Below are 22727 nucleotides of genomic sequence, written 5' to 3'. Positions count from 1 at the left end.
CCTACATTGCCGCCGCCGCCCGTGCAGCCTGATCGTAATTTCCGGAGACCAGCCTCAATGTTGCGGCCAGACGCGAAAGTTCCTTTTCATCGAGGCCCAAAGCCTTCATCGGCTCAACCAACAAGGCTTCGCGCAGATGTTTGTATTCAAGGCAGGCCTTTTCACCCGACGGCGTAATCTCCGCGGTTTTTTCCTTGCCCCGGCGACCGGACCTTATGAGTCCGGCCTTCTCCAGCTTTTTCAATGCGTAAGTCACCGTGTGGGTATCTTCGATGTTCAGGACCAGGCAGATGTCGGAGAGCGTTTTTGCCCGATCCCTGTGGTTGACCGAATGCAAGACAAGTACATCCAACGGCCCGAGCCCCTCGGATCCACTCGCCGCCATACAGCGCACCATCCAGCGATGATAGGCGTTGACCATCATTGTGACGGCAAACTCTATTTCCGAAAGGGCCGGCATTGCACCGGATGCAAGGTGCGCAGCCGATACGACAGGACCGATTCCAGCATTGGCATCCGCGGTGGGTTTGGGGGTTGATTTCTCACTCAAGCGTTTCACCTCGGATTGGGTAACATCGAAAAGCATCAATCACTTAGCGATGAACAGATAAACTCCGGCTCCATAAAAGATGTACTTCCATCAAGCGTCCGGATTGTCTAGCGTTCACTGCCTCGTAAACTTGAAGGACAAGCTGGCGTGCAGCGCGCAGAAAAACATTTTCCGAAAAACATTGCCACTGCCATCCTGCTCACAGCTATTTTGTTGATAGCGGCCGTTCTGCGTTTTCACAATCTTGATCGCACGAGCCTGTGGTACGACGAAGCCGTGTCCTGGAGCCAGTCGAATGGATCCATCACCGAGCTTCTGACGCTGGTTGCCTCGGATAACTATCCACCTCTGCACAACATTGTCTTGTGGTTGACGATGCCCGTCCTTGGAGACAGTGAAACAGCGCTGAGACTGCCTTCTGCTTCGCTTGGTCTGCTCTCTGTCTGGCTGGTTTATCTCATTGGCAAGCAACTTCAAGGACGAGAAGCCGGCTTGCTTGCGGCGGCCCTGCTTGCCATTTCGCCACTTCACATTTGGTATTCGACCGAAGCGCGCATGTACGCACTGCTGGCGGCATGCGGCCTTGCGTTCTTGTTGGCTGTCTTGAAAGTGTTGCAAAGGCCGTCCGTTTTCTGGTTTACCACGCTCGTTTTCACAGGGGCCTGTTTTCTCTACAGTCACATTTATGCGCTGTTTGGATTTGCAAGCGCCGGTGCTGTTTGCGGGACGGTGGCGCTTTTTGAGATCCACAGAACTCGAAAGCCGCTCAAGTCCAATGCATTTGTCGCATCGCTCGCCATGGGCATCAGCACTGCGCTCTTTCTGCCCTGGCTCTATCTTCTATTTGAGCGCGCCCGATCGGTCGCAGACGAAGGTTTCTGGATCGCTTACCCGAACCTGCAGTTTCTTGAGACACTGGTTTTTGGTCTTTCCAGCTCACTCATGCTGTTCTGGCTGCTTGTCGGCCTTGCCCTGACAGGTGCCGCGCTTGCATTTTTCAAACCGATTTCAAAGCAGTCCACCCCGCCAACGAGCAAACAAGCGGTCCTGGTATGCCTCGCCTATTCCATAGGGCCGCTGCTGCTCGCCTATCTTTATTCCGTCCTGCTTCAACCGATACTGTTTGACCGATATCTTATTGCCGCCTGGCCTGGACTTATCGTGCTTGCGGCGATGGGTGCAACTCGCCAGGCCCCGCGAATAGCGTCTGTCGCGCTCGTCGGTGCTGCGCTTTATCTCACGTTTCCGCAGCTGAACTTTACGCTGACCAACAAGATCCGGCCTGAATGGCGCACAATCGCAGCATTCCTTGAGGAAAACCGCGCGCCCGAGGACAAATTGCTTCTCTACAAAGGCTTTTCGGCTCCCGTTCTGTCTTACTACCTGCGCGGCGAAAACCAATTCGAGGCGGTGGAAAACGTCGAGGACCTGAGCGCTCTCACAAAATCAGAACATGCTGGAAAGACGTGGCTGTTGCTTGTTCACAGCAACGAAGAAGAAACTGCAGCGGCAAAAAAGCTATTCTTCGATGGCAAAAACGAAACCGCCGCAAAGGCGTTTGGATGGGGAGCAAGCGGCCTGACGCTCCTGAGATCCGACGCTGCACAACAGAACTGACACCTCAAATCATTCGCTTTGTCCTCCAGAGAGACAGCGTTTTCTGGACGGCACGGGCGTTACGAAACTTTTTCATCGACATTTTATCGATAAAATGTCAATGTTGGATTGAGGAAGGCGTTAAACAAGATTGGCGCCCTGGAAAATTGCGTTCATTTTTGTGGCTGAAGAGGGGAAACACATGACGTCGAAGTGGGATTTTTGGATCGACCGTGGCGGCACCTTCACGGATATTGTCGGGCGCGCACCCGACGGTACGCTCCACCCGCACAAGGTCCTGTCGGAAAATCCGGAAGCCTATCGGGATGCTGCCATTCAGGGGATACGCGAAATTCTTGATGTCGAGCGCGGCCAATCCATTCCGTCGGAAAAAATCGCAACCGTGAAGATGGGAACGACCGTTGCGACCAACGCACTGCTTGAACGCAAGGGCGAACGCACGGCACTTTTCATCACCAAGGGTTTTCGGGATGCGCTGGAAATCGGCTACCAGGCGCGTCCGAAAATTTTCGCCAAGGAAATCATCAAACCGGAGCTTCTCTACGAAAGCGTTCATGAAATTCCCGAGCGCGTCCGGGCTGACGGCACCGTAGAGATTGCCCTTCAGGAAACTGATGCGCGTGGCATGATGCAAGCCGCGTGGGATGACGGAATTCGCTCCATCGCAATTGTCCTGATGCATTCCTATGCCTATCCGGCACACGAGCAGGCACTGAAGACGATCGCTGAGGATATCGGGTTCCCGCAGATTTCGGTCTCACACGAAGTTTCGCCTCTTATGAAGCTCGTCGGCCGCGGCGACACCACAATCGTCGATGCTTACCTTTCGCCGATACTGCGCCGCTACGTCGACCAGGTTCAGGAAGAGTTGGGTGCGGGTCCAAGGCTGATGTTCATGCAGTCCTCGGGAGGTTTGACGGCTGCCGATCTGTTTCAAGGCAAAGATGCTATCCTCTCCGGTCCGGCCGGTGGTGTCGTTGGAGCCGTGGAAACGTCCCGCATGGCCGGATTCGAAAAGATCATCGGCTTCGACATGGGCGGAACGTCGACCGATGTGTGCCACTTCGATGGTGAGTATGAGCGCGCGTTCGAAACAGAAGTTGCCGGTGTCCGCATGCGCGCGCCCATGATGATGATCCATACGGTTGCGGCAGGCGGCGGATCGGTCCTTCACTACACGGACGGCCGTTTCCAGGCCGGCCCTGACTCTGCCGGCGCGAACCCCGGGCCGGCCTGTTACCGGCGCGGAGGCCCGCTCACCGTGACCGACGCCAATCTGATGACCGGCAAACTCGCTCCGGAATTCTTTCCGAAAATCTTCGGCCCGGACCAGGACCAGCCGCTCGATGGCGACGTTGTCCGCCAGAAGTTTGCTGACCTTGCCCATGAAATCGGCGATGGACGCTCCCCTGAAGAAGTTGCCGACGGTTTCTTGAAGATCGCCGTCGAAAACATGGCAAACGCGATCAAGAAAATTTCTGTGCAGCGTGGCTATGATGTGACCGAATACGCCTTAACCTGTTTTGGCGGTGCGGGGGGGCAGACCGGATGCCGCGTCGCCGACAGCCTCGGCATGAAAACTGTCATTCTGCACCCGTTCTCAGGCATTCTCTCGGCCTATGGCATGGGGCTTGCCGACATTCGGGCAGACAGGCAACAGGCAGTCGTCAAGGTTCTGGACGAAGCTCTGATGCCGGAACTCCTTGCCCTCAAGGATCAATTGGCGGCGGTCACTGAGGCAGAGCTCGAACAGCAGAAAATTGAGGCTGATGCGCGCAGGACGGTCGCCATTGCGCATTTGCGCTATGACGGAACCGACACACCGTTGCCGATCCATCTCGAGAGCGTTGAAACAATGCGGGCGGCTTTCGAAGACGCTCACAAGAAGCAGTTCGGCTTTGCATACGAAAACAAACCGATTGTCGTTGAGGCGCTTGAAGTGGAAACCGCAGGCGGGGGTGCCGGCCTCGTGGAGCCGGATCTCGCTCTCTTTACGGACAAGGCATCCGCTGTCACCTCAACCCGAATCTATTCGGAAGGAACGTGGCACGACGCCAGCATCTACAAGCGAGAAGCGCTAAGGCCCGGGATGAAGGTTGCCGGCCCCGCGGTGATCATCGAATCGCATGCGACCATCGCGGTGGAAGATGGATGGCAGGCCGAGATCAATGCAAAGGACCACGTCATCCTGAACCGGATCGTACCGCTCAAACGCGCTGGTGCGATCGGCACCCACGCCGACCCGGTCATGCTGGAAGTGTTCAACAATCTGTTCATGTCCATCGCGGAACAGATGGGTGTCACGCTGCAGAACACCGCCTACTCGGTCAACATCAAAGAACGCCTCGACTTTTCCTGTGCTGTGTTCGACGCAAATGGAGCCCTGGTTGCCAACGCCCCCCATATGCCGGTCCACCTTGGATCGATGGACAGGTCAGTGGAGACGATCATCAAGCTCAACAAGGGAAAGATCAAACCGGGCGACGTCTTTGCACTGAACGCACCCTATAACGGGGGCACGCATTTGCCTGATATCACCGTCGTGTCGCCGGTCTTTGATGACGAGGGCAAAGACATTCTCTTCTGGTCAGCCTCGCGTGGTCACCACGCCGATGTCGGCGGATCGGCTCCTGGTTCCATGACGCCCCGCGCCACCAATGTGGATGAGGAAGGGGTGCTTTTCGACAACTTCAAAATCGTTGACGAAGGCCGGTTCTGCGAAGAAGAACTGATAGAGCTTTTGACCGACCATCCGTACCCTGCCCGCAATCCACATCAAAATGTCGCCGATCTGTCCGCACAGATTGCCGCCAATGAAAAAGGCATTCAGGAACTAAGAAAAATGGTGGCCCATTTCGGGCTCGACGTGGTGCAGGCATATATGCGTCACGTTCAGGACAATGCGGAAGAAAGCGTTCGCCGTGTCATCGAGGCGCTCAAGGATTCCGAATACGCTTACCCGACGGATCAAGGCTCGACAATCCACGTTAAAATCACTGTCGACAAGACAAAGCGTGAAGCTACGGTGGACTTTACGGGCACCTCGCCTGTCCAGCCGAACAACTTCAATGCGCCGGAACCGGTCACACGGGCGGCGATCCTCTATTGTTTCCGGGTCATGGTCGAAGGCGACATTCCCATGAACGCGGGTTGCCTCAAGCCAATCCACATTGTGATACCGGACGATTGCATGCTCAGGCCGTCTTACCCGGCCGCCGTTGTTGCAGGTAACGTGGAAACCTCGCAGCATGTTACCAACGCGGTGTTTGCAGCGCTCGGGGCGATGGCGAACGCCCAGGGCACAATGAATAACCTGACCTTCGGGAACGACACCTATCAATACTACGAAACAATCTGCTCGGGCTCACCGGCAGGACCCGGCTTCAGGGGCACAGACGGTGTACACACGCACATGACAAACTCCCGCCTTACGGATCCGGAAGTCCTGGAATTCCGCTTTCCGGTGCTGCTGGAAGACTTCCACATCAGAAAAAACTCTGGCGGTAAGGGCAAGTGGTCTGCCGGCGATGGCACGAGACGTACCGTCAGGTTCCTGGAGAAAATGGATTGCGCGATCCTCTCTTCTCACCGGACGCTCAATCCAAAAGGTCTTTCAGGCGGCAGTGATGGCGAACTCGGTCGCACCGAAGTGCGCCGCCTCGATGGATCCGTGGAGGTCCTAAGCGGATGCGACCAGACCGTCCTTGAACCAGGCGAAGCTGTCACGGTCGTGACACCAACGGCTGGAGGCTGGGGCGCCCCATAAATCAGTCCGCGTATCGGAAAGTTTGCTGCGGCCGCTCATTGGGCGGCCGTTTTGTTTTGTGTAACTTGATTTTTTTACCACCAGATTTTCTACCAATAAGGGAAAAATACAACCAAATTCAATCAAATTTAACCGTTTCTTTATCGGTCGTTTGACCAAAATGGGAAAATATCGCAGCGCTGACAAGGCCTTTATCCGAATTGTGAGACTGAAGATGACGCCGAAATACAATCCGATTGCGAATTCGGTTGCAGCAAAAATTCTCTCCCTGGTTGCGTTCCTTTGTATTGGATTGGTCGTTGTCGCCGCGGTCGCTATTTTTCAGATGAATCTCATTGGAAAAGAACTTGCGAACATAGCGGAAAAGGACATTCCTCTCACAGAAGCCATCAGCCATGTAACAAATCATCAACTCGAACAGGCGGTGCTGGTGGAACGCATAATGCGTATCGCCGGCGTCAGCGATGAAGCTGAAAAATCGCACTTCGGCGCCCTGAGGGCTCATCTGGAAAAACTTGAAGTCCAGGTAGCGGACGAAATTAGGCGTGCTGAGGAACTTGCAGAATACGCGTTGAACAATTCAAGCTCGGAGGCGGAGCGCGCGGAATTTGAGTTGGCGGTCAATCAGCTCAAGCACATTGAAGAGGAATACGCGACCTACAAAATGCATGTAGACGAGATTATGCAATTCGTCGAACAAAACGACCTCGTCTCGGCAAATAAGCTTCTGAAAGTGCTAGAAGAAGAACAGGAACGGCTTGACCAGGAGCTCATTGCGCTTTTGGAGGAAATCGAGCGGTTTACACACGCGGCAACCCTGTCCGCGGAAGAACATGAAAAGCAGGCCCTTCGGCAGATCACGCTTGTTTCTATCTGTACGTTCGTCCTTTGCGCAGCAGGATCTGTTCTCTTTGCCCGCTACATGATCTCGAAGCCGCTGAACGAGGTATCCGGAGGCCTTATTGAGCTTGCGAACGGCAATACGGATGTGAGCGTCAAAGTGCGCTCCCGCGATGAAATCGGGCGCGTCGCACGCGCTTTCGAAACTTTCCGAGACAATATGATTGAGATGAAGAGGCTTCAGGAGCAGGCCCGCGAAGAGGAAGCCCAGGCTGAGGCTGACCAGCGCGAAACGCGACTGCGGTTGGCCGACGAGCTCGAAGGAAAACTGATGGCAAGTTGCGAAGTTGTCGTTGAGGCGTTGCACGATCTGTCGGATGGGGCCCAGTTGCTTGCAAGGAACAGCGACGAAACCGTGGAGCGCTCCAAAACCGTGGCCGCGGCTGCGGAAGAAGCAACTGCTTGCGTCCAGTCTGTCGCGTCTGCTTCTGAAGAACTGTCAAGCTCAATCCAGGAAATAAGTCGTCAGATCAGTTTCGCGAACACATCGACGACACAGACGTCAGAGCACGCAGTTACCTCCGACGAAACAGTCAGACAACTGTCAAGTTCGGCAGAGGAGATAACCCAAGTTCTGAATTTGATCAGCGAAATTGCCGACCAGACCAATTTGCTCGCTCTGAACGCGACCATTGAAGCTGCCAGGGCAGGAGAATCTGGAAAGGGATTTGCGGTCGTAGCATCTGAAGTGAAGGCACTTGCCAGTCAGACGGGCAATGCGACGGATCAGATAGGCGTACAATTGGCCGGTCTGCAAACCAGCGCATCTTCCTGCTCCGACGCGATTGCCAATGTAGTCACGTCAATGAGTGGCATTCGTGATCAGGTTTCAGGGATTGCATCTGCGATCGAGGAACAAAACGCTGTGACGGCTGAGATCGCCCAAAATGCCTCAGAAGTTGCACAGGGCAGTGCTGAAATTTCGCTGAACATCACAGAAGTCAACCAGGCTGCACGGGTCTCCGGAGACTACGTGCAGCAAGTGGTTGGAAAAGTCGACGACGTGTCATCGCAGATCAACGCCATCAAAGGCGGTCTGGCCGACTTTCTCGGCCATTTGAGAGCCGCCTAAATTGGCGGCTGATCCTCGATCGACACAGGTGTCCGGTCAAGGATCCGCATTGTCGCGGTTCGAACGGGTGTTACCTGTCAATCTGCGATCGAGGTCTGGGACGCATTCCGGAGCTAACAACAGGAATCCGATCTCAACTTTTTGTCCTACCTTTCGTTTCAACCCTTTGCAGGAACCGCAAGCAAGCGTTAGGGCACCCTTCGCAGCCAGGGAATGAACCATCGACCTTGGGAGCGTTAAGCCCGCCGCAAGGAGTCTGTCCAGACGGACGGAATTGCGAGATGGATTCAAGATCGTAAGGCGCGAAGAATGGCATTCGCTGCCATTAGGAGTGAGCAGCCGTTTCTCGAGTGTGAATTCGCGGTTGCGACCTATGATCTCTCCATCCGATTTGTCCGGAGGCGCCATGGCCATTTTACGGGCAAGAGCGATGTCGTTTTCTTGGAGGGACAAAAGAAGCGTTCGTGAAACGCTGTTGATCGGCCGTCTGTGCAAAATCGCTCGGTTCCAGCGCCGACCGCAAGCCAGACACGTGTAGATTAGCCAGGCATCCAAACGATTCCCATTCGCGTTCAAGCGAAATTTGCCGGTTGAAGCAAACGACTGGATTGAGCCGCACCGACCGCAGGGACGAATCAGGTGAGGAGTTTCGGCGGTCAGAACAGTCCATTCGAAATGTAGGTGAGATGACATTCCGTCGGTCTTCCTGTGAAAGGAAGTCCGTCAACGGGCAGTCGGGACGCATAGGCAGCAAAAACCTGCAGCGCTCGGTCTGGCTTTGTTGGATACCAATAATGTCGGGCGTATCGGAGATGCAATACGGCTGGACCAAGCCACACCGGTCCCGATCCGCCACATGACGAACAAGTCAAAAACGCGCTAACGCGCGAAGCGGATGCGAAGACCGGTCAAAGCGTAGGCAAAGCAAAAGTCCTGTTGAAAACGGGATCGATTTGTAACCGATAGCCTTCTTCAAAACAAGGCGGTTCTGAAGGCTGTACTCGCGGAAATCTGGCCGAAATCAGCCAGCGCGGGCGGTCTGAGCCAACTCAACAAGAATGGGGCGAAGTTGCTGAGGATCGTCCAAGGCTTGCGAGAACCATAGCCGCTCGGTCCTGTCTCCGGCGACCAGATCTAGGCCCTCGGGGTCAAGCCCCGCAAGGCGCCAGTTCGCGGTGTCCGCCTTGCACAGGACCTCGGCGTAGAGTTTCACGGCATCGCCATGATCTTCATTCATGTGGGCGACGGCGCCACCTTCCATTTCCAGCCACCCGTCCCTGTCGCCCAACTCCGTCAGAAGATCCGAACGCTGCAACGCGAAAGCCTTGCCAAAGCCTCCATTGAGGCTCGCTCGCTCAAGTTCGAGCCTGAAAAAGGCGAAATCGCCGAAATCGACATAAAGCTCGGCCTTTGGATGGCGCGCGAGATAGCGTTGCCTCAAGCGGCGATGCGTGTCGCTTTCCCTTGAGATTTGTTTGGCGTTGCAAACAAGGGATGTTCTTGGATGTGCCAGCGGATCCCCCTTCCCGGGTTCGCCGACAAGAAGAGAACAGGCAGGTGTCTCTAAGATAGCGGATGTGTGTCCCGACAGTGTGCTCGTCAGAATGACTGGTGTCCCATCAAGATCCGTGGCAAGGGCGACACGGCTGGCAAGCGGATGACCTGTGCCGGCCTCAATCGCCGCGAGCGCGCCGAAGCGTGCCTTACGGATCAGGGTTTTCACCGTCCGTCGCGCTTCGTCATCTGTTGGCCGAATGACGGACTTCGGCTCATGGCCATTTTCGTCCTGGGTGCTCACGCTGATCTCCTGCGTTGGAAGCGAATATCGGTGCCCCACTAAGGTAAGAAACACCACAGCACAAACCTGAACGCAAGATGAACGGCCACATCAGAACCGGTTCAGGGCCGCCATGCGATTGTCTGTCTATCAGCTAAGGCGCCCGACAAAAAAGGCGCAGGCACTTGGAGAAAGACAGATGAAAAACGTGAGCAAACGCCTGATTGCCGTCGCCCTGTCCGGCGCATTGTTGGTTCCGACAATCGCAACTGCCGAGGCCGGCCCGAAACGCGGCTGGCAAGGCCATCACGGCGTCCACCACCACCACTACCACAAGCGCCACAGAAAGAACGACAATGTCGGCGCAGCTGTCGCAGCCGGTGTCATCGGCCTTGCAGCCGGCGCTATCCTGCTGGGAGCGGCAAACCGGCCGTCTTATGCCGGACCGCCGCCGCCACCGGCGACCTACTATCCGCCTGCACCTTACCCGGGACAGGTACATGGAGCGGCTGGTTATCAGCCCTGGAGCCCGGCCTGGTATCAGTACTGCTCCTCGAAATACCGGTCCTTCAACCCCTCAACCGGCACCTACACCACCTATCGGGGCGAGCAGCGTTTCTGCCAGTAACTTTCCGAGTTCGCCCCGCACCTTCCGGCAGCAGGCAACCCGTCAGCCGAACTGACTTTCCGCCTGCTGCCGTTTTTTCCGGCTCAAGCTCCCATTCTTGTCGGTGCATTGACAGCCGTGATCCGAGTTGCGTTCTAATACGCAATGCTTCGCATCCCGCTACACTTTCTCGCTTTTCTAGTTCTGACCATTCTCACGCAGATCGGCGGCTTGGCCTGGCTCCTATCGCTGCTAGCAAAACGACGGCTGCTGACTTTCCTTTTTGTCTACGGGGTTCTGACCGTGGGAACAGTTTTCATAGCACCGCTGTTCGGAAGGGTGCCGTTGAATTGTTGGTCTAGCGACGCTTTCAGACTGCAATCGAGCCTCTATTGCGTTCTCAACCGAAATTACGTTTCACGCAAGATGCGCGATGTTACGAAAGATCTTTCCGCTCACCTAGCGACACGCTTTCCAGGCACTGTCACCCTTGGACTGGATGGTAGCTTTCCGTTTTTCGATGGATTTCCGCTGTTGCCACATCTGTCACACGATGATGGGAACAAACTGGATCTGGCCTTCTACTACCGCGACAAAAGTGGTTACTTACCGGGCAAAACCACATCGCCAATCGGCTATTTCGATTTTGAGAAAGGCTTCGACACTTGCCCACAGAACCGATGGTCCATGCGATGGAATTTTTCCTGGCTTCAATCGCTTTGGCCGGACTATCAACTGGAACGGCAACGAACAACAGCCGCGATTACCTGGCTGGCGCATGACCCGCGCGTTGAAAAGATTTTCCTTGAACCACACCTCAGAGACTCACTTGATATCGATTTTGGAAAAGTTCGATTTCAAGGATGTTTTGCTGCACGTCACGATGACCACATCCACTTTCAGGTTCACTGACAGATCAGATATGTGCAGGTTTTACCATGGCAGCCAATGTCCAGGTGCAGATGTGATTTGTGAAATTCATCGCCTTCCGGGCTTAGAACTGTCGTGAACCGTTTACAGGCGCTCTTGTGGAGCGCTTCCAGGAAGCGGCCCGGCTTCGTTTTCCGTCCCCAATCCTCTTCAATCGAAACAGTTGTTCCGTTGCGCATCTGTAGATGCGAAATGTCGACCGCCTTGCCCAGCGCATGCTCAGACAGCTTACCACCTGGCTGATTGTTGCGGCGGCGGCACTGGTAGCCTGGTCCGGATCTTACGGTCTCCAGTCCACCTTCGAAGTGCTTTTCGGCCAACGGCATCACGTCTTGCCGCAGCCACGTGGTGTAAACTTCTGCAAACTCACAGGAAACGGTGACCGCGCCTTTGAACTGAACAGACTTTTCGTTCCAGGTGACGTTTGAAAGTCTTACAGGCGACTCGATCCCGCAGCCGGCATCCCCAGAATGTTCACCGCGAATTGCCGGAATACTCGTGAACTCCGTTTCGTCCAGGACGCACACAGCTGGGTCCGTGGCGGCAGTTGCTTCGGGTTTCGGATTTTTCTTCAACTTGGGCTTGGGAGACGGGAGTGAGGTTTTTTCTTCGTTTAGCTTATCGGAACTGGCCAGAGGCTTTGGTGCTGGTAAAGGTTCCGCTGAGCCGGATAAGACGACGAATACCGGTTGGACCATGAGTGCGATCAGGCTAACCGATACAATTTTGATCATCTATCCCTCACCGCTTGCAGCTTCGCCTGATTTGTGGATCACTGGTGCCACGCATCCCAACCACCTTAGAGCTTCAGGCCCTTGGAATGACAATTGAATTATATACCGCCTACATTGTGGCAACCCTTGTCGTGCTGGCAATTCCCGGGCCTACGATCATGCTTGTTGTGAGTTATGCTTTGACGCAGGGGCGCAAATCCGCGCTCGCAAGTGTTCTGGGTGTCGGCCTCGGAGACGCAACGGCCGCAACAGCATCCCTTCTTGGCCTCGGAGCTATCCTTGCCGCCTCTGCAACTGCCTTTACTGCATTGAAGTGGGTAGGCGCGGTCTATCTCATATGGCTGGGCATCAAAATGTGGCGAAGCCGCCCCGGACCTTTGGGAGTGCAGGAAGTGGAAGATATTCCACCGCGTAAAATATTCTGGCACGCATTTGTGGTCACATCGCTCAATCCGAAGGGCATAATATTCTTCATGGCATTTTTGCCGCACTTCATAGCGCCTCAGGCCGCTGTTGCGCCTCAGCTTTTCCTTCTAGGATCGACCTTTGTGTTGCTCGGCATCCTGAATGCCGCGGTATATGCCTACGCGGCGGCTGCGGTGGGACAGAAGCTCAAAAGTCCGTCTGTTCTGCGTCTGGTAAACAAAGTTGGAGGTGGTTTTCTGATATCCGCCGCCGCAATAACAGCAACGCTGCAGCGGTCAACGAACTGAAGCGCTTCGTCCTTATCTGCGGACTACATGGAGGGGAGCAAATCTGAGCGTTGGGCAACAGATCGATGGCAGTTGAAATTAGCCTGTTTTTAGGCCGAAATTGGCACCTGACTTCTTCAACGTCTCCAGCGAACGCTTTGCACCTTCTTCACTTAGGGCCGCATAACGTTGAATGGCGGCGTTCAGTTCAAGCCCTCCGATGCGCAACCGTCGTGCGCGCATGGTCAACACATCTTTGTAGGCTTCCGCTGTAACGCCGTTTGCCTTGCACAGAATAATCAGCGGTTTGTCGCTGGAACTGAACAGCAATTGAGAAACTGCCGAAGAAGGCAACTCGCTCACTTTCGCCAAAAGCATGCCAAGTTCAGCCGTCCGGTCGGATCTCGCGAAGGTTTTGACTGCGTCGTCGATGTCGGTTTTACGGCTGACGACATCTTTTATCAGCGCATTTGTTTCTTCGCGTGCATCCTCCAACTTGTGAGCTCTGGCGGCCACCTCCGTTGCAGCTCTTTGCGCGAGCAGGTGAACGAGCGTGTTGTCAGCGCCGAGCGAAGTGATGCGCTCTTTCAAAGCGCTCGTAAGGAACGGCACCAGGGCGTGTGCGGCCTCTTCCGGCAGATCTGGGCGACTAACGAGTGCGGCCTGGATCGATTCGTCCGAACGGGCTTTTTCAACAAGCTTAAGGAAGGAGGACTCGGCAAATTCCGCGCCTTCGTTCTCGGCGACCCTTGTCAAAACCCTGCTGTCTCCGCGGTCGACCAACACAGACGTGACGGCTTTGTCGACCGTCTTTCTGACCGCGATCGCACCCAGATGGTCCATGGAAGCCGAGGATGCAATTTCCACGAGATCGTCAGTTGTCAGGGATGGCGAGTTTTCAAGGACAGGCTCGGCAACAGAGATCTTGTCTTTTGCCAAACTGACCATGAGGTCCCGCGGCGCATCCTCTTCATGACAAACGCGCTTGGCGAGGATCATGCGCGTTTCTTCTTCGAGCTGTCCCAGTACCTTCAAAACTATGTCGCCAAAGAGCAGGCTAATCTGTTCGTCCCGTTCATCGCCAGCGCCGACGAAAAGATCCGTGAGTGCACCGACCAGGCTTTTCCGGCCGATGGCACTGGTATCTCTTGCCAGTTCTGCCAATTTCGAAAGGTTGATCATCCGCACTCCGCTGCGCCAGGCGCCCGGTGAACATAACAGGAGCATCTTAACAATCGGCTACCGCGAGCTCTCTGTCGACGGGGTGAATTGATACAGATTCAACATCCGTTGTTCGCAGAATTTGCCATGACAGGAGATGTAGTACCGAATTTTTTTGGGGCTTGAAAGGACACATGCCGTCTCATTTTCTCAAACGTAATGTGTTCGCAATCAAGATGTTAATAAAGCGCGACAAAGGCAATGCAACCAATGCGGGCATTACCTCCATTGCAATGCAGCATCTTTTTTGCTTCGCTTCATCAATTCACTGTCATAGTATTGGGGAGTCAACTGAGGTAATCGGGAGCGGACAGATGACTCTAGCGCGGAACCTGAACAGGATTGCCTTCATTGCAGCTTTTGCTTTTCTGGCTGCAATTGTCGTCGGGATCATTTGATCTGACGTAGAAATGCGAGTAAAAACAAAGCCGTAGAGCAATACTCGATTTGGTGTTGATAGACAAATAAAATAGCCATTCACATTCGAGCCCGCCGCACCAGAAGGTGTCGGCCGGCACCGAATGGGCTTTGGATTTCACAGCTGAAAGCAAAATGTGACGAACATGTTTCGGCCCAGCGGTTTCGTGTTTGGCCGACGGTAAACATTTGCGCGCAATGCTATGCAATTATTGGGTGTAAACCGTCTCACTCAGTGAGACGGTTTACACCCCGCCCGGAAAGGAACTTTTACGGGCGAGATGCATAGTGGTGGCCATGGTTATGCAGCCAGTTCAAGCGCCTTTTCCAGCGCCGTTTGTTTCTTCGACGGATCGGCCATGAGCTGATCAGCCGCGATAATTGAAACATCGTTGATACCTACAAATCCAAGAACGTGCTTCAGGTAGGTCGCAGCAAAATCGATCTCCGAACCAACCTTCGTGCCGCCGGAGGCAACAACAACAAAGGCCTTCTTTCCTTCAAGCAACCCGACAGGCCCGTTTTCCGTGTATTTGAACGTCTCGCGGGCGCGTGCGATCTGATCGATCCAGGCCTTTAGCGCGGCAGGGACAGAGAAGTTGTAAATTGGCGTCCCAATGACAATTGTGTCTGCCGACTTCAACTCGTTTACGAGCGTATCGGAAAGCGACAATTTCAGGCGCTGCTCGGCGCTACGATCTGCCGGATCGGTGAAATTGGCACCTACCCAGTCTTCGTCAAGAAACGGGATCCCCTGCGACACATCTCTATTCAGAACCTTCGTTTCCTGGTCTTTTTCGACCAGGTTCTTGACCAGTGTGTCGGTCAACTCACGGGTCACAGAGTTGTTCTTGCGCGCCGAAGCATTGATATGAAGAATGATTTTCGCTGCGTTGCTCATGCTGCTCTCCAATTTTGAAGCGAAGGTTCGCTTGTTCATTAATTGAAGATAGTTTCACCGTTTTTCGCTAACTAGGCCAAATTTGGTGAACAGTCTGTTGAGCAATGCATACCGATATCGCTGTACTCGCGATCTTGGGCTGGATCGCACTTGCGTGCCTTGCCATGGTGAACAACAAGGGCAGATACCTGAAAGTCGACAACTAACCCTTTTGCCCAACGTATCGCTTTGCACCTTCTGGAAGTGGCATGGGACCATGCGTTTGCGCGAATTCGCCGAGTTTCCTGGCGACAAGCTCTCCTGGAAGAGAACTGGCACGGGTTGCCAAATCAACATGCAACAAAAACGTCTCCACGGTTGCTGCAAGCCTGCCATCTGTGCCTTTCAGATAATGGAAAAGATGTAGCTTCTTGCCATCACCTTTCATGACCTGCGTCGTAATCACGAGACGCTCACCTGCATGCATTTCGTCGAGGTGACGGATATGGGTTTCGACAGTAAAATAGCTTTTACCGGAAGCGATATAATCCGCGTCTGCACCGATAAGCTCCATGAAACGGTCCGTCGCCGCTGCGCCTGCTTCAAGATAGTGCGCCTCGTTCATGTGTCCGTTGTAATCGACCCAGCTTTGAGGGATTTGCCGGCTGCCCGTAACCGGTAAATCCGGGTCCTCAAGAGCAGATAGCGAAGACTCATGCCGATTAATGACGCCACCCGCGCCGCTGCCGGTTTTCTTCAGCGCCCGCATCATGCCAACCAGATTGTCATCTCGTTGGCGTTCAAGTTCACGAATTGTCATGTGACCTGACTGTTCATCGGATTGTCCGGCAATCAGATCCACAAGCTCGTCAGTGAACTCAGGTACATCCATAAGTTTCGTCCACGGCCACTCAAGCGCAGGCCCAAACTGCGCCATGAAATGCTTCATTCCCGCTTCGCCGCCTGCGATCCTGTAAGTTTCGAACATTCCCATTTGAGCCCAGCGGATTCCGAACGCCATGCGGATCGCTTCGTCGATTTCTTCTGTTGTCGCAACGCCGTCTTTCACAAGCCAAAGGCTTTCCCGCCAAACAGCCTCCAGCAGACGGTCTGCAATATGTGCGTCGATTTCTTTTCTCAAGGTGAGCGGAAACATGCCGATCTCACGCAAGATCTTTGCGGCTTGCGCCGCCACATCATCCGCGCCTACCAGTTCGACAAGAGGCAACAGATAAACTGGATTGAAGGGATGCGCGACGATCGCTCTTGCGCCCTTGTTGTTCAATTCGGACGGTTTGAAGCCTGAAGTCGATGACCCGATGATTGCGTTTGCAGGTGCCAGCTCGCTCACCGCGCCGAGAACCTTGTGCTTCAGCTCCAGTCTCTCAGGTATGCTTTCCTGGATCCAATCGGCATCAAGAACTGCATCTTCAAGTCTTTGATGAAAGACGAGCTTTCCCTCGGGCGGCAGCAGCCAGTCATAAAGAGAAGGCAGGCTTCTTCTCGCGTTGGCGAGAACTTCATTTATCTTTCGCTCCGCTTCAGGATCGGGGTCGTAGACCGCAACGTCCCACCCGTTGAGCAGAAAACGCGCCGCCCAGCCACCACCGATCACGCCACCACCAATGATGCAGGCCTTCATTTTGGCGCCCTCTTCGAAAGGCCAAGCAACGACCGAACGTCTTGCGGGCCAATGACCTTCGCCCCCATGCCCTCGATAACCATCCTCGCCTTTTCAACCAGCTGGGCGTTGGTCGCCAACACACCTTTTTCCAGAAAGAGATTGTCTTCCAATCCGACGCGCACATTTCCCCCTGCCAGCACAGCGGCTGCGGCGTAAGGCATTTGGTCACGGCCGAGACTGAATGCGGACCACGCCCAATCGTTCGGGATCGCGTTCACCATCGCCAGAAGTGTATTCAGATCGTTTGGGGCGCCCCAAGGGACACCCATACACAATTGAACGAGTGCGGGAGATGCCAGCGTCCCTTCACTTACCAACTGTTTGGCGAACCACAAATGACCTGTGTCGAAAGCTTCGATCTCCGGCTTCACCCCAAGTTCGGTCATCATGGCACCCATTGCACGCAGCATGCCGGGTGTATTCGTCATGACGTAGTCGGCTTCCGCGAAATTCATGGTTCCACAGTCAAGAGTACAAATTTCCGGAAGACACTCCGCGATATGAGCCATGCGCTCCGCGGCACCGATCATATCAGTTCCCTTCTCATTGACCGGCAAAGGTGCCTCGGTCGATCCGAAGACAATGTCGCCACCCATGCCCGCTGTCAGATTGAGAACAACGTCGACGTCAGCCGCCCGGATAAGATCCGTTACTTCCCGGTAGAGATCGAGTCGGCGTGAGGGAGCTCCAGTCTCGGGGTCCCTAACGTGACAATGCACAACGGCAGCACCTGCTTTCGCCACGTCAATGGCGCTTTCGGCAATTTGTTTCGGGCTTCGCGGAACATGTGGTGATTTGTCCTGGGTCGACCCTGAACCGGTCACAGCGCACGTTATGAAAACATTCCTGTTCATTTGCAGCGGCATTGCTCTACTCCTAGCGGCCTTTCCAGACCGGGTCTCGTTTCTCGGCAAAGGCCTTGGAACCCTCGAGCTGATCTTCGGATCGATAAAGCGTTTCCACAGTTCCGAACTGGCTCTTGGTAATGCGGTTCATCGCATCCTGGAACTTCAGATCTTCCGCTTCCCTGACCACTTCCTTGATCGCGGCATAAACAAGCGGTGGTCCTGACGCCAACAGGTCGGCCAGTTTCCAGGCTTCTTCCATCAGTCTTTCAGCCGGATAGATGTGGTTGATCATGCCCCATCGTGCGGCTTCATCCGCTTCGATCCAACGACCCGTCAAAAGCAGTTCCATGGCAATATGGTAGGGAATGCGCTTCGGCAGTTTGATGCTTGCAGCGTCTGCGACTGTTCCAGAGCGAATTTCAGGCAGTGCGAAAGTCGCATGCTCTGCCGCAAGGATAAGATCGGCAGAAAGCGCCAATTCAAGTCCGCCGCCACAACAAATGCCGTTGACGGCGGCTATCACCGGTTTGTTCAGCCCTCTCAGCTCCTGCAACCCACCGAAACCGCCCTTGCCGTAATCTCCGTCGACCGCGTCTCCATCGGCTGCCGCCTTCAGGTCCCAGCCTGGGCAGAAGAATTTTTCGCCTGCGCCTGTAACGATTGCGACCCGCAGCTCGGGATCGTCGCGAAATTCGGTGAAGACCTCTCCCATAATCCTGCTTGTTGCCAGATCAATGGCATTCGCCTTCGGCCGGTCCAGCGTGACTTCAAGTATCTTGTTTTCCTTGCGGACTTTCAAAGGACTGCTCATCTTATGAGACCTCGCATCTGATCAACGCGTCGGCGGCAACAGCAAACGTTTCACCGCACAGGAGGGGGTTAATTTCGACTTCGGCGACCGCTGTTGACAACACATAATCCTGTACCGCCATGATCGCGTCGATGATCAAGGATCGATTGCAGGCAGGCTTGCCTCTATAGCCGTTCAGAACTCGGGCGATCTTGAGCCCCTCCAACGCGTTATCCACTTCGTCACGCGTGACAGGGAGGATCAAAGAGACATTGTCATCAAACAACTCGGTCAGGACACCGCCGGCCGCCAGCGTTAAAACATATCCGTGGGCTGGATCGAGCATCACGCCAACAAGAAGCTCAGCGAGCGCTCCCGCGACCATCTCTTCAACAAGAAAGGCGTCTGTCGCCATCCCGGACGCGGCAACAAGAACATCTTCGATAGAGTTCAGATCAAGTTTCACAGCGCCAGCTTCGCTCTTATGTGCAAAGCCGATACCCTTCAGAACCACAGGAAAGCCTATTTCCTCCGCGGCTTCCGCGGCGCATTCTCCACTATGCGCAACCGCCTTGTCTGGTATGGCAACTCCGTGTTTTTTTAGGATTTTCTTCGCTTGCACCTCGTCGAGATGCACCGACTTGTTGGGTGCCGTTGGAACAAAAATCGCGTCAGGCAACTGCCTCTTTCCAAGAAAAGCCGCAGCTTCGATCGCAGCTAGCGATTCTTCCATACCGCAAAAAGGATTAATGCCCTTATCGAGAAGTTCCAGAGCAACATCTTCAGGCATGTTTTCCGGAAGCGAACTCAAGATGCCTATTGGTTTGCCGGTATTTTCCCCGGCGATATCGACTGCATCGATCACCTTGAGCCATTCGTCCAGAGAACACCGGTCTGAGCGTGGAAAGTCAAGAACGACAAGACCCATAGCTGCATCGCTATCCATCATTGCGGAAAACACACGTCCCATGGCGTCAACGTCGCCCCAGATGTAAGTGTGATAGTCGAGTGGATTTGCCAGCGCGACCTTGGCGCCCAGCGCTTCTTGCAGCGTTCTTGATTGCGCGTCGCTCAACGCTGGAAACTCGAGCCGCCTTTCCATGGCCGCGTCAGCGATCAAGCTCGCTTCGCCTCCTGAACATGACATTGAGGCGATCTTGTAGTTACTGAGCGGTCCAACAGTGTGCAGGAGTTTCAGCGTCTCCAAAAATGCTGCAAGACTGGTGACTTCCGCAAACCACAGCCTCTTGAACAGTGCGCTCGCCCCCGCCGCGCTACCAGCAAGCGATGCCGTATGAGAAACGGCTGCTGTTTGAGCTTGCTGCGACCGGCCAACCTTCAAAACAACAACCGGTTTGCCCAGCGCATGTGCGCGCTGCGCAAAGCCTGCAAATTCCGCCAGATCGTCCAAACCTTCGATATGAAGCCCTATCGCGGTCACGCGTTCATCGGACAAAAGTGCTTCGGCGATCGCAGACAAACCCGTCTGTGCCTGATTTCCCACCGTTACCAGGTAGGCAATCGGCAGACCGCGCGTCTGCATGGTCAGATTAAGGGCGATGTTCGACGACTGGGTGAGGATAGCAACACCTTTGTTCGCACCTGCAAGTCCATGCTGGTCGGGCCAAAGCGCAACGCCGTCAAGTGCGTTGATGAACCCGTAACAATTGGGGCCCAGAAACGGCATGCCACCAGCAGCTTCCACGAGGGCGTTTTGCAGAGAGACGCCGTCATCCAATTCAGCGGAGGCTTCCCGAAATCCCGATGCAAAGCACACCGCGCCACCGGCCCCGGACTTTGAAAAAGCGCGGACAGTTTCGATTGTCGCGTGTCGATTGACGCCAATGAAAGCCGCATCCGGAACAAAGGAAAGCTCCGAAACCGATCGGACAACCGGACTGCCGCAGATTTCGTTTCTCGTCGGATGAACCGCAGAAATCCTGCCGTCAAAACCGGACTTGCGGCACTCCCGTATCACGTTCTCGCACCAGAACCCTCCCCCGACGACGACAATGGATTCGGGGCGAAACAAACGTTCCAGACTCCGCATACCTCACGCCCCAAGCGGTCTGAATATGTCGCGGCTTATAATGTGCCGCTGGATTTCGCTCGTTCCGTCCCAGATGCGCTCCACGCGAGCATCCCGCCAGAACCGTTCAATCGGAAAATCCTCCATCAACCCCATTCCACCATGAATTTGCAAGGTGGTATCAGTGACTCTGGCGAGCATCTCCGTCGCATATAGTTTTGCGCTGGCAATTTCTCTGTTTGCCGGCAGGCCCTGATCAAGCCGCCACGCACCAGCAAGCGTGAGCCAGTCTGCTGCGTCGATTTCTGTAATCATATCAGCGACCTGAAACCCAACGCCCTGAAACTTCGCGATGGGTTGACCGAATTGATTACGCTCTGCCGCATAGGAAACGGCGTGGTCGAAACAGCGTCGCGCACGCCCGACGCTCATCGCAGCAACCGTAAGGCGTGTTGCGTATAGCCATTCATTCATGACAGCAAATCCACCGTCGACCTCACCGAGGACCTGAGAGTCCGGGAGCCGACAACCGTCAAAATACAAGATGTAGTTTTTGTATCCACGATGGCTGACGGAGTTGTATCCGTTGCGGACTTCAAACCCTGGCGTTCCCCCGTCAACAAGAAAACATGTGATCCGTTTCTTGGGACCTTTCGGTGTGTCGTCGACACCGGTCGCAACAAAAACAATAAAGAAGTCAGCGTGTTCTGCGCCTGAAATAAAATGTTTCGAGCCCGAGATAACCCAGTCGCCCCCCTCACGCACCGCCTGACATTTCATGCCGCGGACGTCCGAGCCTGCGTCTGGTTCTGTCATGGCCAGCGCGTCCATTTTCTCGCCTCGCACGGCCGGAAGCAAATACCGTTCGCGTTGATCGCCCTTGCATGCCATCAGAATATTTTGCGGCCGACCGAAAAAATGTGTCAGCGCCATCGAACCGCGCCCGAGTTCCCGCTCCACCAACGTAAAATCGAGATGGCTCAGGCCTGCGCCGCCTACCTCCTCCGGGAAATTGCACGCGTAAAACCCGAGGTCGATGCATTTCCGCTTAATCTCTTCACCTAGCTCCGAGGGCACCTGTCCGGTCTTTTCAACCAGAGCTTCATGCGGATAGATCTCATTTTCGACGAACGAGCGTACCGTCGAGACGATCATTTCCCGCTCTTCGCCCAGACCAAAATGCATCTGATAACTCCTCTTGTCTCCGCTTCGGAAGAGTGAGACAAGATAGCATTTAGCGATATGCAGTTTTGGTAGAAAGATATGCGGTTTTCGGAAAATTCAGCTAAAGTTCGCTCCGTTTGCGTGCTTCTTTTTGAAAACTTTTCAAATCATTGCCTTGCAAATGCAATCGAACCCTTTCGAGCCGCAAACACGATTGCGCGGCAAACATTCTATACGTGGGAGCACTTCAGTCTGGATGGAGGAACCGTGAGGTCTTCCAGCGGCTTGCCCGTTGAGACGTTGTCCATGTCCAAACTCGCTCCGAAAGGCGACTATCTTTTCGCAATGCCGAGCTACGGCTATACCAAAATGGCAAATCCCAGGATGGGCGAAACACTGCGTGCGGCACGCAATCGTTTCGCCAACCTTGTCGGGATGGATACCGGTGCTTGGCTGCTGGCGAAAGCGGGGCTGTTGGATGGTCTAAGGGCGACAATTCACTGGGACGAAATCACAAGTTTCATGGAAACTTTTCCTGAAGTGCATGTGGTTGAAGATCGTTACGTTGTTGAAAAGGGCACTGCGACCTGTGGCGGGGCATCGACCGCCTTCGAATTGACGCTGGAACTGATCAGACAGGAACACAGTCCGATGTTTGCACTCGAAATCGCAGCGCTCTTCATGCATGGCGACAAGCTGGAAATGCAGAACCCCCTCGAGCGTTGGTCGACCGATACGCTTGTGCGAAGTGCGACGACACTCATGCGCCGAACGATCGAGGTGCCTTTGTCGATCCCCGGCCTCGCCAGCAAACTTAGGACAAACCAGCGCACACTTGAGAAACGCTTCCAAAACGAGATGAATATGACGCCGCTGTCTGTCTACAAAGGCATAAGACTTCGCGAAGCGCGCCGCCTGGTGGAATTGTCGACACTGAGCATTGCGGAAATTGCAGCACGGTGCGGCTACCAGAACACCAGTGCGATGATCCGCGCCTTCCGGCAGGAATTTGGAGTGCCGCCGGGGCACTGCAGGCACCATGACTGACC

Annotated in this window: 18 protein-coding genes; 7 read left to right on the top strand and 11 right to left on the bottom strand. The window is 54.6% G+C overall.

Annotated features, from left to right (window positions below; translation table 11 throughout):
- Position 1: 1 nt before the first annotated feature.
- Positions 2-460, bottom strand: coding sequence for a winged helix DNA-binding protein (locus Q0915_RS03735; protein WP_299474674.1), 459 nt, complete (start codon positions 458-460; stop codon positions 2-4).
- A gap of 237 nt (positions 461-697) precedes the next feature.
- On the opposite strand from Q0915_RS03735, the gene Q0915_RS03730 reads away from it, so the two are divergent.
- The 3 genes from Q0915_RS03730 to Q0915_RS03720 all read left to right on the top strand — a co-directional run bounded on the left by Q0915_RS03730 (position 698) and on the right by Q0915_RS03720 (position 7905).
- On the top strand, positions 698-2167 hold the full coding sequence (locus Q0915_RS03730) for a glycosyltransferase family 39 protein (protein ID WP_299473450.1): 1470 nt from the start codon (positions 698-700) through the stop codon (positions 2165-2167).
- A 181-nt stretch (positions 2168-2348) separates the two neighbouring features.
- Positions 2349-5933, top strand: coding sequence for a hydantoinase B/oxoprolinase family protein (locus Q0915_RS03725; protein ID WP_299473447.1), 3585 nt, complete (start codon positions 2349-2351; stop codon positions 5931-5933).
- A 214-nt stretch (positions 5934-6147) separates the two neighbouring features.
- Entirely contained in the window at positions 6148-7905 is a 1758-nt protein-coding gene (locus tag Q0915_RS03720) for a methyl-accepting chemotaxis protein (RefSeq protein WP_299473444.1), read from the top strand.
- A 36-nt stretch (positions 7906-7941) separates the two neighbouring features.
- Here Q0915_RS03720 and Q0915_RS32065 read toward each other — a convergent pair whose 3' ends face one another.
- On the bottom strand, positions 7942-8598 hold the full coding sequence (locus tag Q0915_RS32065) for a DUF1062 domain-containing protein (RefSeq protein ID WP_366525225.1): 657 nt from the start codon (positions 8596-8598) through the stop codon (positions 7942-7944).
- A gap of 328 nt (positions 8599-8926) precedes the next feature.
- A complete protein-coding gene (locus Q0915_RS03715) occupies positions 8927-9703 on the bottom strand; it encodes a HugZ family protein (protein ID WP_299473441.1) in 777 nt (258 codons plus the stop codon).
- A 178-nt stretch (positions 9704-9881) separates the two neighbouring features.
- On the opposite strand from Q0915_RS03715, the gene Q0915_RS03710 reads away from it, so the two are divergent.
- Together Q0915_RS03710 and Q0915_RS03705 are read left to right on the top strand one after the other, a co-directional pair.
- Positions 9882-10310, top strand: a complete 429-nt coding sequence (locus tag Q0915_RS03710; RefSeq protein WP_299473438.1) for a BA14K family protein — start codon at positions 9882-9884, stop codon at positions 10308-10310.
- A 144-nt stretch (positions 10311-10454) separates the two neighbouring features.
- Positions 10455-11201: a hypothetical protein gene (locus Q0915_RS03705; RefSeq protein ID WP_299473435.1), complete on the top strand. Its 747-nt coding sequence runs from the start codon at positions 10455-10457 to the stop codon at positions 11199-11201.
- Here Q0915_RS03705 and Q0915_RS03700 read toward each other — a convergent pair.
- Positions 11195-11953 (bottom strand): extensin family protein, encoded by a 759-nt coding sequence (locus Q0915_RS03700; RefSeq protein WP_299473432.1) that lies wholly within the window; start codon positions 11951-11953, stop codon positions 11195-11197. The genes Q0915_RS03705 and Q0915_RS03700 overlap by 7 nt on opposite strands.
- A gap of 86 nt (positions 11954-12039) precedes the next feature.
- Here Q0915_RS03700 and Q0915_RS03695 point away from each other — a divergent pair, with 86 nt between their 5' ends.
- Entirely contained in the window at positions 12040-12666 is a 627-nt protein-coding gene (locus Q0915_RS03695; protein WP_299473429.1) for a LysE family translocator, read from the top strand.
- Between the two features lie 78 nt (positions 12667-12744).
- Here the strand turns inward: Q0915_RS03695 and Q0915_RS03690 are convergent, their stop codons facing one another.
- From Q0915_RS03690 to Q0915_RS03660, 7 genes are all read right to left on the bottom strand, one after another.
- Complete coding sequence (locus Q0915_RS03690) at positions 12745-13827, bottom strand: DUF2336 domain-containing protein (protein WP_299473426.1); 1083 nt, start codon at positions 13825-13827, stop codon at positions 12745-12747.
- Between the two features lie 757 nt (positions 13828-14584).
- Positions 14585-15184, bottom strand: a complete 600-nt coding sequence (locus Q0915_RS03685; protein ID WP_299473423.1) for an NAD(P)H-dependent oxidoreductase — start codon at positions 15182-15184, stop codon at positions 14585-14587.
- Positions 15185-15386: 202 nt separating this feature from the next.
- Entirely contained in the window at positions 15387-16805 is a 1419-nt protein-coding gene (locus tag Q0915_RS03680) for a carnitine 3-dehydrogenase (protein ID WP_299473420.1), read from the bottom strand.
- Complete coding sequence (locus tag Q0915_RS03675; protein WP_299473417.1) at positions 16802-17713, bottom strand: 3-keto-5-aminohexanoate cleavage protein; 912 nt, start codon at positions 17711-17713, stop codon at positions 16802-16804. Before Q0915_RS03675 ends, Q0915_RS03680 begins: the two co-directional genes overlap by 4 nt.
- Positions 17714-17723: 10 nt before the next feature.
- Positions 17724-18506, bottom strand: a complete 783-nt coding sequence (locus Q0915_RS03670) for a carnitinyl-CoA dehydratase (RefSeq protein WP_299473414.1) — start codon at positions 18504-18506, stop codon at positions 17724-17726.
- A 1-nt stretch (position 18507) separates the two neighbouring features.
- Entirely contained in the window at positions 18508-20535 is a 2028-nt protein-coding gene (locus Q0915_RS03665) for an acetate--CoA ligase family protein (RefSeq protein WP_299473411.1), read from the bottom strand.
- A gap of 3 nt (positions 20536-20538) precedes the next feature.
- Positions 20539-21699, bottom strand: a complete 1161-nt coding sequence (locus tag Q0915_RS03660) for an acyl-CoA dehydrogenase family protein (protein ID WP_299473408.1) — start codon at positions 21697-21699, stop codon at positions 20539-20541.
- Between the two features lie 285 nt (positions 21700-21984).
- Here Q0915_RS03660 and Q0915_RS03655 point away from each other — a divergent pair, with 285 nt between their 5' ends.
- Entirely contained in the window at positions 21985-22725 is a 741-nt protein-coding gene (locus tag Q0915_RS03655; protein ID WP_299473406.1) for a helix-turn-helix domain-containing protein, read from the top strand.
- The last annotated feature ends 2 nt before the right edge of the window (positions 22726-22727 follow it).

Origin of the sequence: uncultured Roseibium sp. (assembly GCF_947494555.1) — a bacterium.
Taxonomy (GTDB): domain Bacteria; phylum Pseudomonadota; class Alphaproteobacteria; order Rhizobiales; family Stappiaceae; genus Roseibium.
This window is presented reverse-complemented; position numbering and strand designations above follow the sequence as displayed.

Bases quoted from the DNA above. Each gene is read 5' to 3' on its own strand.
- Q0915_RS03735 (WP_299474674.1), bottom strand. From the start codon at position 460: ATGCCGGCCCTTTCGGAAATAGAGTTTGCCGTCACAATGATGGTCAAC.
- Q0915_RS03725 (WP_299473447.1), top strand. From the start codon at position 2,349: ATGACGTCGAAGTGGGATTTTTGGATCGACCGTGGCGGCACCTTCACG.
- Q0915_RS03720 (WP_299473444.1), top strand. From the start codon at position 6,148: ATGACGCCGAAATACAATCCGATTGCGAATTCGGTTGCAGCAAAAATT.
- Q0915_RS32065 (WP_366525225.1), bottom strand. From the start codon at position 8,598: ATGTCATCTCACCTACATTTCGAATGGACTGTTCTGACCGCCGAAACT.
- Q0915_RS03710 (WP_299473438.1), top strand. From the start codon at position 9,882: ATGAAAAACGTGAGCAAACGCCTGATTGCCGTCGCCCTGTCCGGCGCA.
- Q0915_RS03705 (WP_299473435.1), top strand. From the start codon at position 10,455: ATGCTTCGCATCCCGCTACACTTTCTCGCTTTTCTAGTTCTGACCATT.
- Q0915_RS03700 (WP_299473432.1), bottom strand. From the start codon at position 11,953: ATGATCAAAATTGTATCGGTTAGCCTGATCGCACTCATGGTCCAACCG.
- Q0915_RS03695 (WP_299473429.1), top strand. From the start codon at position 12,040: ATGACAATTGAATTATATACCGCCTACATTGTGGCAACCCTTGTCGTG.
- Q0915_RS03690 (WP_299473426.1), bottom strand. From the start codon at position 13,827: ATGATCAACCTTTCGAAATTGGCAGAACTGGCAAGAGATACCAGTGCC.
- Q0915_RS03685 (WP_299473423.1), bottom strand. From the start codon at position 15,184: ATGAGCAACGCAGCGAAAATCATTCTTCATATCAATGCTTCGGCGCGC.
- Q0915_RS03680 (WP_299473420.1), bottom strand. From the start codon at position 16,805: ATGAAGGCCTGCATCATTGGTGGTGGCGTGATCGGTGGTGGCTGGGCG.
- Q0915_RS03675 (WP_299473417.1), bottom strand. From the start codon at position 17,713: ATGCCGCTGCAAATGAACAGGAATGTTTTCATAACGTGCGCTGTGACC.
- Q0915_RS03670 (WP_299473414.1), bottom strand. From the start codon at position 18,506: ATGAGCAGTCCTTTGAAAGTCCGCAAGGAAAACAAGATACTTGAAGTC.
- Q0915_RS03665 (WP_299473411.1), bottom strand. From the start codon at position 20,535: ATGCGGAGTCTGGAACGTTTGTTTCGCCCCGAATCCATTGTCGTCGTC.
- Q0915_RS03660 (WP_299473408.1), bottom strand. From the start codon at position 21,699: ATGCATTTTGGTCTGGGCGAAGAGCGGGAAATGATCGTCTCGACGGTA.
- Q0915_RS03655 (WP_299473406.1), top strand. From the start codon at position 21,985: ATGTCCAAACTCGCTCCGAAAGGCGACTATCTTTTCGCAATGCCGAGC.